Below are 12,910 nucleotides of genomic sequence, written 5' to 3'. Positions count from 1 at the left end.
TTTTTGACCAAGATATTATAATAGTCTTATCTTCAGTCATTTGACCAACAAAATTAAAACTCAAAAGGAGAATTGAATGATTCCTGTAGTTATTGAACAAACAAGCCGTGGAGAACGTTCCTACGATATTTACTCACGTCTTCTTAAAGACCGCATCATTATGCTGACAGGTCCAGTTGAAGACAATATGGCTAACTCTGTTATTGCCCAATTGCTTTTCTTGGATGCCCAAGATAGTACAAAAGATATTTACCTTTATGTCAATACACCTGGTGGTTCTGTTTCAGCTGGTTTGGCAATCGTTGATACTATGAACTTTATCAAGGCAGATGTCCAAACTATCGTTATGGGGATGGCTGCATCTATGGGGACGGTCATCGCATCAAGTGGAGCAAAAGGCAAACGTTTCATGCTTCCAAATGCAGAGTATATGATCCACCAACCAATGGGTGGTACAGGTGGTGGTACTCAACAAACCGATATGGCGATCGCTGCAGAACACTTGCTTAAAACTCGTAATACCTTGGAAAAAATCTTGGCTGAAAATTCAGGTCAGTCAATCGAAAAAGTTCACGCAGATGCAGAACGCGATAACTGGATGAGTGCCCAAGAAACACTTGAATATGGCTTTATTGATGAAATCATGGCCAACAATTCATTGAATTAATGATCAAAGAAGGCAAACTCGACTGGGTTTGCTTTTTTTGGTATAATAGGGAGAGATTTCTTAGAAAGAGGATTTATCATGTTTGAAAAAGTCAATCGATCTGGCTTGATTATCTATCTTTACTATAATCGTGATGCCAAAAAATTGCAGGATTATGGAGATATTACCTATCATTCCAAGAAACATCGTTACTTACAACTCTATGTTCCAACTCAAGAAATGGAGCAATTGGTCGGGCGCTTGGGCAAGGAAAAGTTTATAAAAAAAGTCAGGGTTTGTCATATCCAAGAGCTGGAAACACCCTTTGTGGGCAATCTTCATCGAGAGGAAAACGTTATCATCGAAAAAGTTCAAGAAAAGTGTTGACAATTTTCTGATAATTCGGTATATTCTTAACATGCTATTTATTTAAGAAATAAGGAGACAAAAAAAGATGAAGAAAAAATTTGCCCTATCGTTTGTGGCGCTTGCAAGTGTAGCACTTCTTGCAGCCTGTGGAGAAGTGAAGTCTGGAGCGTCAAACGCTGCTGGTAACTCAGTAGAGGAAAAGACAATCAAAATTGGATTTAACTTCGAAGAAACTGGTGCCGTAGCTGCCTACGGAACATCTGAACAAAAAGGTGCCCAACTTGCCGTTGATGAAATCAATGCAGCAGGTGGTATCGACGGAAAACAAATCGAAGTAGTTGATAAAGATAATAAATCTGAAACTGCTGAGGCGGCTTCAGTAACAACTAACCTAGTAACCCAATCTAAGGTATCAGCAATCGTAGGACCTGCGACATCTGGTGCAACTGCAGCTGCTGTAGCTAACGCTACAAAAGCAGGTGTTCCATTGATTTCGCCAAGTGCGACTCAAGATGGATTGACTAAAGGTCAAGATTACCTCTTTATCGGAACATTCCAAGATAGCTTCCAAGGAAAAATTATCTCAAACTATGTTACTGAAAAATTAAACGCTAAGAAAGTTGTTCTTTACACTGACAATGCCAGCGACTATGCTAAAGGTATTGCTAAAGCCTTCCGTGAAGCTTACAAAGGTGAAATCGTTGCAGATGAAACTTTCGTAGCAGGTGACACAGACTTTCAAGCAGCCCTTACAAAAATGAAAGGGAAAGACTTTGATGCTATCATCGTCCCTGGTTACTACACTGAAGCTGGTAAAATTGTAAACCAAGCGCGTGGTATGGGAATTGATAAACCAATCGTTGGTGGTGATGGATTCAACGGTGAAGAGTTTGTACAACAAGCAACTGCTGAAAAAGCATCAAACATCTACTTTATCTCAGGCTTCTCAACTACTGTAGAAGTTTCAGCTAAAGCAAAAGCTTTCCTTGATGCTTACCGTGCTAAGTACAACGAAGAGCCTTCAACATTTGCAGCCTTGGCTTATGACTCAGTTCACCTTGTAGCAAACGCAGCAAAAGGTGCTAAAAACTCAGGTGAAATCAAGGATAACCTTGCTAAAACAAAAGATTTTGAAGGTGTAACTGGTCAAACAAGCTTCGATGCAGACCACAACACAGTCAAAACTGCTTACATGATGACCATGAACAATGGTAAGGTTGAAGCAGCAGAAGTTGTAAAACCATAATAGAAAAATGTTGAAATAGGGAATGAGCCTCTGACTCACTCCCTGTTTCGGTGTTTAAGAACCTATCAAAAAGTGAGGGGAAACCCTCAAAATTATAAATAGAAAGAGTGAATCTTATGCTCCAACAACTAGTAAATGGTTTGATTCTAGGTAGTGTTTATGCGCTGTTAGCCCTAGGATATACCATGGTTTACGGAATTATCAAGCTCATCAACTTCGCCCACGGTGATATTTATATGATGGGAGCCTTTATCGGTTATTTCTTGATTAATTCTTTCCAAATGAATTTCTTTGTAGCTCTTATTGTAGCTATGTTAGCGACAGCCATTCTTGGTGTCGTGATTGAGTTCCTTGCTTACCGACCTTTGCGTCACTCTACTCGTATTGCTGTTTTGATTACAGCTATTGGGGTTTCTTTCCTATTGGAATATGGGATGGTCTATCTGGTTGGTGCTAATACCCGTGCCTTCCCTCAAGCGATTCAAACAGTTCGCTATGATTTGGGACCAGTTAGCCTAACAAACGTGCAGTTAATGATTTTGGCCATTTCCTTGATTTTGATGATTTTGTTACAAGTCATTGTCCAAAAGACTAAGATGGGGAAAGCCATGCGTGCAGTATCCGTAGATAGCGATGCGGCGCAATTGATGGGGATCAATGTAAACCGTACTATCAGCTTTACCTTCGCTTTGGGGTCAGCTCTTGCGGGTGCGGCTGGTGTTCTGATTGCCCTCTATTATAACTCTCTTGAGCCTTTGATGGGAGTTACTCCAGGTCTTAAATCTTTCGTTGCCGCAGTACTTGGTGGTATCGGAATTATTCCTGGTGCAGCTCTTGGTGGTTTTGTGATTGGTCTATTGGAAACCTTTGCGACAGCCTTTGGAATGTCAGACTTCCGTGATGCTATTGTTTATGGAATCTTGTTGTTGATCTTGATTGTCCGCCCAGCTGGTATCCTTGGTAAAAATGTGAAAGAGAAGGTGTAAACGATGAAAGAAAATTTAAAAGTTAATATTCTATGGTTACTCCTTTTGTTAGCTGGCTATGGCTTGATTAGTGTATTGGTTTCAGTCGGAGTACTCAATCTATTCTATGTACAGATTTTACAACAAATCGGAATTAATATTATTCTGGCTGTTGGTCTCAACTTAATCGTTGGTTTTTCAGGCCAATTTTCACTTGGTCATGCTGGTTTCATGGCGATTGGTGCCTATGCCGCTGCTATTATTGGTTCTAAATCACCAACCTACGGTGCCTTCTTTGGAGCCATGCTGTTAGGTGCTTTGCTTTCAGGAGCAGTTGCCTTGCTTGTCGGAATTCCAACCTTACGCTTGAAGGGGGATTACCTTGCGGTAGCAACTCTCGGTGTTTCTGAAATTATCCGTATCTTTATCATCAATGGTGGAAGCCTTACAAATGGTGCAGCAGGTATCTTGGGAATTCCTAACTTTACAACCTGGCAAATGGTTTACTTCTTTGTCGTGATTACAACCATTGCAACCTTGAACTTTTTGCGTAGTCCAATTGGTCGTTCAACTCTCTCTGTTCGTGAGGATGAAATCGCTGCTGAGTCAGTTGGGGTTAATACGACTAAGATTAAAATCATCGCCTTCGTCTTTGGTGCTATTACTGCAAGTATTGCAGGGTCACTTCAGGCAGGATTTATCGGTTCAGTTGTACCGAAAGATTACACTTTCATCAACTCAATCAACGTTTTGATCATTGTTGTCTTTGGTGGACTTGGTTCCATTACAGGTGCCATCGTTTCAGCTATTGTTCTTGGAATTTTGAATATGCTTCTCCAAGATGTTGCCAGCGTGCGTATGATTATTTACGCTTTGGCCTTGGTATTGGTAATGATTTTCAGACCAGGTGGACTCCTTGGAACATGGGAATTGAGCCTATCACGTTTCTTTAAAAAATCTAAGAAGGAGGAACAAAACTAATGGCATTACTTGAAGTAAAACAGTTAACCAAACATTTTGGCGGTCTAACAGCTGTTGGAGATGTGACTCTTGAATTGAACGAAGGGGAATTGGTTGGACTAATCGGTCCAAACGGAGCTGGGAAAACCACTCTTTTCAACCTCTTGACGGGTGTTTATGAACCGAGTGAGGGAACTGTTACCCTTGATGGTCACCTTTTAAATGGGAAGTCACCTTATAAGATTGCTTCTTTGGGACTTGGACGTACTTTCCAAAATATCCGTCTCTTTAAAGATTTAACAGTTTTGGACAATGTTTTGATTGCCTTTGGCAACCATCACAAACAACATGTTTTTGCTAGTTTCTTACGCTTGCCAGCTTTTTACAAGAGTGAAAAAGAATTAAAGGCTAAAGCTTTGGAATTGTTGAAAATCTTCGATTTAGATGGTGATGCAGAAACTCTTGCTAAAAATCTTGCCTACGGACAACAACGCCGTTTGGAAATTGTTCGTGCCCTCGCTACGGAACCTAAAATTCTCTTTTTAGATGAACCAGCCGCAGGTATGAACCCGCAGGAAACAGCAGAATTGACTGAGTTAATTCGTCGTATCAAAGATGAATTTAAGATTACGATCATGCTGATTGAACACGATATGAATCTGGTTATGGAAGTTACAGAACGCATCTACGTACTTGAATACGGTCGTTTGATTGCTCAAGGAACTCCAGACGAAATTAAGACCAATAAACGTGTTATCGAAGCTTATCTAGGAGGTGAAGCCTAATGTCTATGTTAAAAGTTGATAATCTTTCTGTGCATTACGGTATGATCCAAGCAGTCCGTGATGTAAGCTTTGAAGTGAATGAAGGAGAAGTTGTTTCCCTTATCGGTGCCAATGGTGCAGGTAAGACAACCATTCTCCGTACCTTGTCTGGTTTGGTTAGACCAAGTTCTGGAAAGATTGAATTTTTAGGTCAAGAAATCCAAAAAATGCCGGCTCAGAAAATCGTGGCAGGTGGTCTTTCACAAGTTCCAGAAGGACGCCACGTCTTTCCTGGCTTGACTGTTATGGAAAATCTAGAAATGGGAGCTTTCTTAAAGAAAAATCGTGAAGAAAATCAAGCTAACTTGAAGAAAGTTTTCTCACGCTTCCCACGTCTTGAAGAACGGAAGAACCAAGATGCAGCCACTCTTTCAGGGGGGGAACAACAAATGCTTGCCATGGGACGCGCTCTTATGTCAACACCAAAACTTCTTCTTTTAGATGAACCCTCAATGGGACTTGCCCCAATCTTTATCCAAGAGATTTTTGATATCATTCAAGATATCCAGAAACAAGGGACAACTGTCCTCTTGATTGAACAAAATGCCAATAAGGCACTCGCAATCTCTGACCGAGGTTATGTACTGGAAACAGGAAAAATCGTTCTATCAGGAACAGGAAAAGAACTCGCTTCATCAGAAGAAGTCAGAAAAGCATATCTAGGTGGCTAAAAAGGTCCGGGGGACCTTTTTAGTCGGCGGATGAAGATTGCGAAGCAATTATCAAATCCACTGGATTGTTTTAGTCGGTGGATGAGGATTACGAAGTAATCATCATTATAGTCCAGGGGACCTTTTTAGTTGACAGATATAGATTGTAAAGTAATCTTTATCTACATTAAAAGGTTAATTTCTAATAATTGAAAAAATCGAATGAAATGTATCTTACCTTCATTCAGAGAGCTCGATTTCAGAGCTCTTTTTGCTAGCTTATTCATACTTTTCTGAATTTTGAAAAAGAAATGTAAGCGTTTGATAGATTTGCAAAAAGATTGTATAATAGGGATAAGAATAGAAAAGGAGAAGTCTCATGGCAGTTAAAGATTTTATGACCCGCAAGGTAGTGTATATTAGTCCAGATACAACAGTATCTCATGCAGCAGATTTGATGAGAGAGCAAGGGTTGCACCGCTTGCCTGTTATCGAAAATGATCAATTAGTTGGTTTGGTAACTGAAGGAACCATTGCGCAAGCTAGTCCATCTAAAGCAACCAGTCTTTCTATCTATGAGATGAACTATCTTCTGAATAAGACTAAAGTAAAAGATGTCATGATTCGTGATGTTGTCACTGTCTCAGGCTATGCTAGTCTAGAAGATGCAACTTATTTGATGTTAAAAAACAAGATTGGTATTCTGCCTGTCGTAGATAACCATCAAGTCTATGGTGTTATTACGGACCGTGACGTTTTCCAAGCCTTTCTTGAAATTGCTGGCTATGGAGAAGAAGGCATTCGTGTGCGCTTTGTAACAGAAAATGAAGTTGGTGTTCTTGGAAAAATCATTTCTCTAATCGTTGCAGAAAATTTGAATATCTCCCATACAGTCAATATTCCGCGTAAAGATGGTAAGGTGATTATCGAAGTTCAAATTGATGGCTCAATTGATTTACCAGCCTTGAAAGAAAAATTTGAATCAGAGAATATTCAAGTAGAAGAGATTACTCGTACCTCAGCAAAAGTCTTGTAAGAAGGGAAGCCGAAAGGCTTCTTTTTACGTATAATAAGGGATTAGAGCAAAAGATGGAAAGAAATGATAGATTATGGTATAATAAAACGATATAAAAAAGGAGTATTTATGGACATTTCAGAAATTCGTCAGAAAATTGACGCAAATCGTGAAAAATTAGCTTCTTTCAGGGGGTCTCTTTGACCTCGAAGGTTTAGAGGAAGAGATTGCCATCTTGGAAAACAAGATGACAGAGCCTGATTTTTGGAACGATAATATCGCGGCCCAAAAAACGTCGCAAGAATTAAATGAATTAAAAAACACCTACAACACCTTCCACAAAATGGAAGAGTTGCAGGATGAAGTTGAAATTTTATTGGACTTTTTAGCTGAAGACGAGTCAGTGCATGAAGAATTGGTTGAACAGTTGTCAGAACTTGATAAGATGATGACCAGTTACGAGATGACCTTGCTCTTGTCAGAACCTTATGACCATAATAATGCGATTTTGGAAATCCATCCAGGATCCGGTGGTACTGAGGCTCAGGACTGGGGTGATATGTTGCTTCGTATGTACACTCGCTATGGAAATGCTAAAGGCTTTAAAGTGGAAGTATTGGATTACCAAGCAGGAGATGAAGCTGGTATTAAGTCAGTAACCCTATCATTTGAAGGGCCCAATGCCTATGGTCTTCTCAAGTCAGAAATGGGTGTACACCGTTTGGTGCGAATCTCGCCATTTGACTCTGCCAAACGTCGCCACACCTCTTTCACATCGGTGGAAGTAATGCCAGAATTGGATGATACCATTGAAGTGGAAATCCGTGAAGATGATATCAAGATGGATACCTTCCGTTCAGGTGGTGCTGGTGGACAAAACGTCAATAAGGTTTCAACTGGAGTGCGTTTGACACACATTCCTACGGGAATTGTCGTCCAGTCAACGGTCGATCGTACCCAGTATGGAAATAGAGATCGTGCCATGAAGATGTTACAGGCTAAGCTCTATCAAATGGAGCAAGAAAAGAAAGCGGCGGAGGTTGATTCCCTCAAGGGTGAGAAAAAGGAAATCACATGGGGAAGCCAAATCCGTTCTTATGTCTTCACCCCTTACACTATGGTAAAAGACCATCGAACTAGCTTTGAAGTTTCGCAGGTAGATAAGGTTATGGATGGAGACCTAGATGGTTTTATCGATGCCTATCTCAAGTGGCGAATTAACTAAGATAGAAAGGAGCTCACATGCCAATCATTGAAATGAGAGATGTTGTCAAAAAGTATGATAACGGAACGACCGCCTTACGAGGTGTCTCTGTTACTATTGAACCAGGAGAATTTGCCTATATCGTAGGTCCTTCAGGAGCCGGGAAATCAACCTTTATTCGTGCTTTGTACCGTGAAGTAAAAATCGAAAAAGGAAGCCTGACAGTTGCTGGTTTTAATCTGGTTAAGATTAAAAGGAAAGATGTTCCTCTTCTACGTCGTAGTGTTGGGGTTGTATTCCAAGATTATAAACTCTTGCCAAAGAAAACTGTTTATGAAAATATTGCTTATGCAATGGAAGTAATTGGTGAAAGTCGTCGTAATATCAAAAAACGTGTTATGGAAGTTTTAGACTTGGTTGGATTGAAGCATAAGGTTCGTTCTTTCCCAAATGAACTTTCAGGGGGAGAACAACAAAGGATTGCAATTGCACGTGCCATTGTAAATAATCCAAAAGTATTAATTGCTGACGAACCGACAGGAAACTTGGACCCGGATAATTCATGGGAAATTATGAATTTGTTGGAACGCATCAATCTTCAAGGTACAACTGTCTTGATGGCGACCCACAACAGTCAGATTGTAAATACCTTGCGCCACCGTGTCATTGCCATTGAAAATGGCCGTGTCGTTCGTGACGAAGCTAAAGGAGAATATGGATACGATGATTAGTAGATTTTTTCGTCATTTATTTGAATCATTAAAAAGTTTGAAACGAAATGGCTGGATGACAGTAGCAGCTGTCAGTTCGGTTATGATTACTTTGACTTTGGTTGCAATATTTGCATCTGTTATCTTTAATACGGCTAAACTTGCTACAGATATTGAAAACAATGTCCGAGTAATGGTATACATTCGTAAGGACGTAGCTGATAATAGTGAGACTATTGAAAAAGAAGGTCAAACTGTTACAAATAACGACTACCATAAGGTATATGATGCTTTGAAAGGTATGTCAACCGTCAAAAGTGTTACCTTTTCAAGTAAAGAAGAACAATATGAAAAGTTGACAGAAACAATGGGGGACAACTGGAAAATCTTTGAAGGGGATGCCAATCCTCTCTATGATGCCTATATCGTTGATACCAATACGCCAAGTGATGTAAAGACAGTAGCAGAAGAGGCTAAAAAAATCGAAGGTGTATCAGAAGTTCAAGATGGTGGTGCTAATACAGAACGCTTGTTTAAGTTAGCCTCATTTATTCGTGTCTGGGGACTAGTTATTGCGGGATTACTGATTTTCATTGCAGTGTTCTTGATTTCTAATACTATTCGTATCACCATTATTTCACGAAGCCGTGAAATTCAAATCATGCGTTTGGTAGGTGCAAAGAATGGATATATCCGCGGTCCTTTCTTACTTGAAGGTGCTTTTATCGGTTTACTGGGTGCAACTGCACCATCAGTTTTGGTATTTATTGTGTATCAGATGGTTTACCAATCAGTTAATAAATCATTAGTGGGCCAAAATCTCTCTATGATTGCGCCAGAAGTATTTACTCCTTTGATGATTGCCTTATTATTTGTGATTGGAATTTTTATCGGTTCAATCGGATCAGGAATTTCAATGCGCCGATTCCTGAAAATCTAAAATAAAATAGAAGTATATTTGAGGAGATTTTAATATCTCCTTTTTTACTACAAAAATTTTAGAAAAAAGTCTACTTTTTTTTATAAAAGCCTTTACAAAAAAAAATTAAAGTGGTATAATTGAATTATAGAAAGTGCAAACGTTTTCGTAAAACGTTTGCCTAAATAAAAATAAAGGAGATTTGAATGATGAAAGATACATTCAAAAATGTCTTGTCTTTCGAGTTTTGGCAAAAATTCGGTAAGGCTTTGATGGTGGTTATCGCGGTTATGCCGGCTGCTGGTTTGATGATTTCAATCGGTAAGTCTATCGTGATGATTAACCCAACCTTTGCACCACTTGTTATTACTGGTGGTGTACTAGAACAAATCGGTTGGGGGGTTATCGTTAACCTTCATATCTTGTTCGCCCTAGCCATTGGAGGTAGCTGGGCTAAAGAACGTGCTGGTGGTGCTTTCGCCGCTGGTCTTGCCTTCATCTTGATTAACCGTATCACTGGTACAATCTTTGGCGTATCAGGCGATATGTTGAAAAATCCAGATGCTATGGTAACAACTCTCTTTGGTGGATCAATCAAAGTTGCTGATTACTTCATTAGTGTTATGGAAGCTCCAGCACTTAACATGGGTGTGTTCGTAGGGATTATTTCTGGTTTTATTGGAGCAACTGCTTACAATAAATACTATAACTTCCGTAAGCTTCCTGATGCACTTTCATTCTTTAACGGAAAACGTTTTGTACCGTTTGTAGTTATTCTTCGTTCAATAATTGCTGCAATTGTACTTGCTGCTTTCTGGCCAGTAGTTCAAACAGGTATCAATAGCTTTGGTATCTGGATTGCTAACTCACAAGAAACTGCTCCAATCCTTGCACCATTCTTGTATGGTACATTGGAACGTTTGCTCTTACCATTTGGTCTTCACCATATGTTGACTATCCCAATGAACTACACAGCTCTTGGTGGTACTTATGAGGTCTTAACTGGTGCAGCAAAAGGTAGCCAAGTATTTGGTCAAGATCCACTTTGGCTTGCATGGGTAACAGACCTTGTAAACCTTAAAGGTACTGATGCTACTCAATACCAACACTTGTTAGATACTGTTCACCCAGCTCGTTTCAAAGTTGGACAAATGATTGGTTCATTCGGTATCTTGATGGGTGTGGTTGTGGCTATCTACCGTAATGTTGATGCAGACAAGAAACACAAATACAAAGGTATGATGATTGCAACAGCTCTTGCAACATTCTTGACAGGGGTTACTGAACCAATCGAATACATGTTCATGTTTGTAGCAACACCTATGTACCTTGTTTACTCACTTGTTCAAGGTGCGGCCTTCGCTATGGCTGACGTAGTAAACCTACGTATGCACTCATTCGGTTCAATCGAGTTCTTGACTCGTACACCTATTGCGATTAGCGCTGGTATCGGTATGGATATTGTTAACTTTATCTGGGTAACTGTTCTCTTTGCCGTAATCATGTACTTTATCGCAAACTTCATGATTCAAAAATTCAACTACGCCACTCCAGGACGTAACGGAAACTACGAAACTGCTGAAGGTTCAGAAGAAGCTAGCAGCGAAGTGAAAGTTGCAGCAGGTTCTCAAGCTGTAAACATTATCAACCTTCTTGGTGGACGTGCAAACATCGTTGATGTTGATGCATGTATGACTCGTCTTCGTGTAACTGTAAAAGATGCTGATAAAGTCGGTGATGCAGAACAATGGAAAGCAGAAGGAGCTATGGGTCTTGTCATGAAAGGACAAGGAGTTCAAGCTATCTACGGTCCAAAAGCAGACGTATTGAAATCTGATATCCAAGATATCCTTGATTCAGGTGAAATCATTCCTGAAACTCTTCCAAGTCAAATGACGGAAGCGCAACAAAACACTGTACACTTCAAAGGTCTTACTGAGGAAGTTTACTCAGTAGCAGATGGTCAAGTTGTTGCTTTGGAACAAGTGAAAGATCCAGTATTTGCTCAAAAAATGATGGGTGATGGATTTGCTGTAGAACCTGCAAATGGAAACATTGTATCTCCAGTTTCAGGTACTGTATCAAGCATCTTCCCTACAAAACATGCTCTTGGTCTTGTGACTGAAGCAGGTCTTGAAGTACTTGTTCACATTGGTTTGGACACAGTAAGTCTTGAAGGAAAACCATTTACTGTTCATGTAGCTGAAGGACAAAAAGTTGCAGCAGGTGATCTTCTTGTCACAGCTGACTTGGATGCTATCCGTGCAGCAGGTCGTGAAACTTCAACAGTAGTTGTCTTCACGAATGCTGAAGCTATTAAATCAGTTAAATTAGAAAAAACAGGTTCTCTTGCAGCTAAAACAGCAGTTGCTGAAGTAGAATTGTAATATACTTGAGGTTGGAAGCTGTTTTCCAACCTCTTGTTTTGGGAGAAAAGCATGAAATTTTTAACACTCAATACTCATAGCTGGATGGAAAAAGAAGCTGAGGAAAAATTCCAGCTCTTGATTGAAGATATTCTTGATAAAGACTATGATTTGATTTGTTTCCAAGAAATTAATCAGGAGATTACTTCGCCTAAGGTAGAAGTTAATGATTTCTATCAAGCTTTGCCAGCAGCTGAGCCTATTCATCAAGATCACTATGTTAGACTTTTGGTTGAAAAGTTATCTGAGCAAGGAAAAAATTACTATTGGACTTGGGCCTATAACCATATCGGTTATGACCGCTACCATGAAGGTGTGGCTATCTTGTCTAAAACACCTATTGAAGCCAGAGAAATTTTGGTTTCAGATGTGGATGATCCAACAGACTATCATACTCGACGCGTTGCCCTTGCTGAAACTGTAGTTGCTGGTAAGGAACTTGCAGTTGCCAGTGTCCACTTTTCTTGGTGGGATAAAGGTTTCCAAGAAGAATGGGCACGATTTGAGGCAGTATTGAAAGAATTGAACAAGCCACTTTTGCTTGCTGGAGATTTCAACAATCCAGCAGGTCAGGAAGGATATCAAGCTATTTTAGCTAGTCCATTAGGCTTACAAGACGCATTTGAAGTTGCTCAAGAGAAAAGTGGTAGCTATACTGTTCCACCAGAAATTGATGGATGGAAGGGGAACACTGAACCCCTTCGAATCGACTATGTTTTTACTACCAAGGAGTTAGCGGTGGAAAATTTACATGTCGTATTTGATGGTAACAAGAGTCCACAAGTGAGTGATCACTATGGCTTGAGTGCTATTTTAAACTGGAAATAATAACTGATACTCTTCGAAAATCAAATTCAAACCACGTCAACGTCGCCTTGCCGTACTTAAGTACAGCCTGCGGCTAGTTTTCTAGTTTGCTCTTTGATTTTCATTGAGTATGAAAAGAGGTTGGGATTATAAAATTCCATCCTTTTTC

The 12,910-nt window shown here is 39.8% G+C and carries 13 protein-coding genes; all 13 read left to right on the top strand.

The features are described 5' to 3' along the window. Window positions 1–76: 76 nt before the first annotated feature. The 13 genes from clpP (at window position 77) to M1G05_RS04290 (ending at window position 12,762) form a co-directional block, all read left to right on the top strand. Entirely contained in the window at window positions 77–667 is a 591-nt protein-coding gene (clpP, locus tag M1G05_RS04350) for an ATP-dependent Clp protease proteolytic subunit ClpP (protein ID WP_000613475.1), read from the top strand. A gap of 78 nt (window positions 668–745) precedes the next feature. Next, window positions 746–1,033, top strand: coding sequence for a YlbG family protein (locus M1G05_RS04345; protein ID WP_000462118.1), 288 nt, complete (start codon window positions 746–748; stop codon window positions 1,031–1,033). Between the two features lie 67 nt (window positions 1,034–1,100). Next, entirely contained in the window at window positions 1,101–2,261 is a 1,161-nt protein-coding gene (locus tag M1G05_RS04340) for an ABC transporter substrate-binding protein (protein WP_000726121.1), read from the top strand. A 116-nt stretch (window positions 2,262–2,377) separates the two neighbouring features. Continuing rightward, window positions 2,378–3,247 (top strand): branched-chain amino acid ABC transporter permease, encoded by an 870-nt coding sequence (locus M1G05_RS04335; RefSeq protein WP_000941427.1) that lies wholly within the window; start codon window positions 2,378–2,380, stop codon window positions 3,245–3,247. A 3-nt stretch (window positions 3,248–3,250) separates the two neighbouring features. Further along, complete coding sequence (locus tag M1G05_RS04330; protein ID WP_004256818.1) at window positions 3,251–4,207, top strand: branched-chain amino acid ABC transporter permease; 957 nt, start codon at window positions 3,251–3,253, stop codon at window positions 4,205–4,207. Further along, a complete protein-coding gene (locus tag M1G05_RS04325) occupies window positions 4,207–4,971 on the top strand; it encodes an ABC transporter ATP-binding protein (RefSeq protein ID WP_001185997.1) in 765 nt (254 codons plus the stop codon). The genes M1G05_RS04330 and M1G05_RS04325 overlap by 1 nt, the downstream gene beginning before the upstream one ends. Then, the gene (locus tag M1G05_RS04320; RefSeq protein WP_000062200.1) at window positions 4,971–5,681 is read left to right on the top strand and encodes an ABC transporter ATP-binding protein; all 711 of its coding nucleotides are present in this window, start codon (window positions 4,971–4,973) and stop codon (window positions 5,679–5,681) included. Before M1G05_RS04325 ends, M1G05_RS04320 begins: the two co-directional genes overlap by 1 nt. A 358-nt stretch (window positions 5,682–6,039) precedes the next feature. Continuing rightward, a complete protein-coding gene (locus M1G05_RS04315) occupies window positions 6,040–6,696 on the top strand; it encodes a CBS domain-containing protein (RefSeq protein WP_247953180.1) in 657 nt (218 codons plus the stop codon). A 108-nt stretch (window positions 6,697–6,804) separates the two neighbouring features. Beyond that, window positions 6,805–7,900 (top strand): peptide chain release factor 2 gene (prfB, locus tag M1G05_RS04310; RefSeq protein WP_247953179.1). Its coding sequence is split into 2 segments (ribosomal slippage): window positions 6,805–6,876 and window positions 6,878–7,900, totalling 1,095 coding nucleotides; the frame shifts between segments, so codons are not numbered across the junction. 17 nt (window positions 7,901–7,917) lie between these two features. Further along, on the top strand, window positions 7,918–8,610 hold the full coding sequence (gene ftsE, locus M1G05_RS04305) for a cell division ATP-binding protein FtsE (RefSeq protein ID WP_247953178.1): 693 nt from the start codon (window positions 7,918–7,920) through the stop codon (window positions 8,608–8,610). After that, window positions 8,603–9,529: a permease-like cell division protein FtsX gene (gene ftsX, locus M1G05_RS04300; RefSeq protein WP_125456331.1), complete on the top strand. Its 927-nt coding sequence runs from the start codon at window positions 8,603–8,605 to the stop codon at window positions 9,527–9,529. The genes ftsE and ftsX overlap by 8 nt, the downstream gene beginning before the upstream one ends. Before the next feature lie 185 nt (window positions 9,530–9,714). Continuing rightward, window positions 9,715–11,895 carry a PTS transporter subunit IIBC gene (locus tag M1G05_RS04295; RefSeq protein ID WP_247953177.1) on the top strand — a complete coding sequence of 727 codons (2,181 nt, stop codon included), beginning with the start codon at window positions 9,715–9,717 and terminating at the stop codon, window positions 11,893–11,895. A gap of 51 nt (window positions 11,896–11,946) precedes the next feature. Then, window positions 11,947–12,762: an endonuclease/exonuclease/phosphatase family protein gene (locus M1G05_RS04290; protein ID WP_247953176.1), complete on the top strand. Its 816-nt coding sequence runs from the start codon at window positions 11,947–11,949 to the stop codon at window positions 12,760–12,762. The last annotated feature ends 148 nt before the right edge of the window (window positions 12,763–12,910 follow it).

This window comes from Streptococcus mitis, from assembly GCF_023109515.1.
Classification (GTDB): Bacteria; Bacillota; Bacilli; order Lactobacillales; family Streptococcaceae; genus Streptococcus; species Streptococcus mitis_CS.
Note: the sequence above shows the minus strand (reverse complement) of the source record. Positions and strands in the feature narration are given on the sequence as shown.

Excerpts from the sequence above, each read along its gene's own strand:
- ftsX (WP_125456331.1), top strand. The coding sequence starts at position 8,603 with ATGATTAGTAGATTTTTTCGTCATTTATTTGAATCATTAAAAAGTTTG.
- M1G05_RS04315 (WP_247953180.1), top strand. The coding sequence starts at position 6,040 with ATGGCAGTTAAAGATTTTATGACCCGCAAGGTAGTGTATATTAGTCCA.
- clpP (WP_000613475.1), top strand. The coding sequence starts at position 77 with ATGATTCCTGTAGTTATTGAACAAACAAGCCGTGGAGAACGTTCCTAC.
- M1G05_RS04325 (WP_001185997.1), top strand. The coding sequence starts at position 4,207 with ATGGCATTACTTGAAGTAAAACAGTTAACCAAACATTTTGGCGGTCTA.
- M1G05_RS04345 (WP_000462118.1), top strand. The coding sequence starts at position 746 with ATGTTTGAAAAAGTCAATCGATCTGGCTTGATTATCTATCTTTACTAT.
- M1G05_RS04320 (WP_000062200.1), top strand. The coding sequence starts at position 4,971 with ATGTCTATGTTAAAAGTTGATAATCTTTCTGTGCATTACGGTATGATC.
- M1G05_RS04340 (WP_000726121.1), top strand. The coding sequence starts at position 1,101 with ATGAAGAAAAAATTTGCCCTATCGTTTGTGGCGCTTGCAAGTGTAGCA.
- M1G05_RS04330 (WP_004256818.1), top strand. The coding sequence starts at position 3,251 with ATGAAAGAAAATTTAAAAGTTAATATTCTATGGTTACTCCTTTTGTTA.
- M1G05_RS04295 (WP_247953177.1), top strand. The coding sequence starts at position 9,715 with ATGATGAAAGATACATTCAAAAATGTCTTGTCTTTCGAGTTTTGGCAA.
- M1G05_RS04335 (WP_000941427.1), top strand. The coding sequence starts at position 2,378 with ATGCTCCAACAACTAGTAAATGGTTTGATTCTAGGTAGTGTTTATGCG.
- M1G05_RS04290 (WP_247953176.1), top strand. The coding sequence starts at position 11,947 with ATGAAATTTTTAACACTCAATACTCATAGCTGGATGGAAAAAGAAGCT.
- ftsE (WP_247953178.1), top strand. The coding sequence starts at position 7,918 with ATGCCAATCATTGAAATGAGAGATGTTGTCAAAAAGTATGATAACGGA.